Origin of the sequence: Pararobbsia alpina (assembly GCF_902859895.1) — a bacterium.
Classification (GTDB): domain Bacteria; phylum Pseudomonadota; class Gammaproteobacteria; order Burkholderiales; family Burkholderiaceae; genus Pararobbsia; species Pararobbsia alpina.
Map to the genome: position 1 here is coordinate 1 of NZ_CADIKM010000194.1, position 791 is coordinate 791.

1 protein-coding gene and 1 pseudogene are annotated in these 791 nt (G+C 62.6%); both read right to left on the bottom strand.

What is annotated here, in order from left to right:
* Positions 1–190 (bottom strand): annotated as a pseudogene (locus HV670_RS30745) (RND transporter); the annotation flags it as partial.
* Positions 187–315, bottom strand: a complete 129-nt coding sequence (locus HV670_RS31990; protein ID WP_281362493.1) for a hypothetical protein — start codon at positions 313–315, stop codon at positions 187–189. The pseudogene HV670_RS30745 and the gene HV670_RS31990, both read right to left, overlap by 4 nt.
* Between the last annotated feature and the right edge of the window lie 476 nt (positions 316–791).

Sequence of the window (791 nt, forward strand, 5' to 3'; positions counted from 1 at the left end):
CGGCCGGCGACGGTCCGCTTTCGAGGTAGTGGGCGGGTACGTCGACACTCGGCCGCTTGTACGTCGGCTCCACCGAACAGCCGCTCAGGGCGAGCGCGGTGAGTAAGGCGGTGACGCTTGCCAGGACACGGTGACTCCCGTTCCCGGGTGCGCGGCGCAACACGGCAGCTCTATCGATACGCGAGGTCATGATGATGTGCCTCCCTTTTGCACCTGGACGTGCGCTCCCTCGTAGATCGAGTCGCCGGGATTGGAGATGACGTTCTCGGTCGGCGTGCGCAGGATGGTCAGCGGGCCGGCGATCAGAATCAGCAAGGCCAATACGACGAACGTATAGGGGCGGCTTAGCGCGAGTGGGACGATCCAAATGACAGGCTCCGGGTAGGGCAACCGCGCGGGCTGCCGGAATGTGAAGCCGAGTCTAGGTTTGCGCGGCTTACCAGACCTTGACGTTCGGGCTACGAACTTGCAATTCTCGTCGTGGCGGGCTGGAACAGGACGTAGCTTGGCGCCAGGCAGGTGGAGGACCTGATGAGTGAGATCGACCGGTTTAGTGATCTCGTGGCCCTCCATCCAAAAGTTGGCCGTCCGGCCGGTGTGCTCGCCGTTCAATCGAAGGTCAAGGCCGGCTGGAACGTGTGCTGCGACTGACTAGTCAAGCAAACCTGGCTGAGCTGCGCGAATACGCGGTGCGCTTCCACGTGATCTTGTACGCGCACTCGGACACGCGTGTTTTGTTGCTGTCCATTCGCCACCGCGAGAGCTGGGGTATGCGCCGGAAGCATAGGACG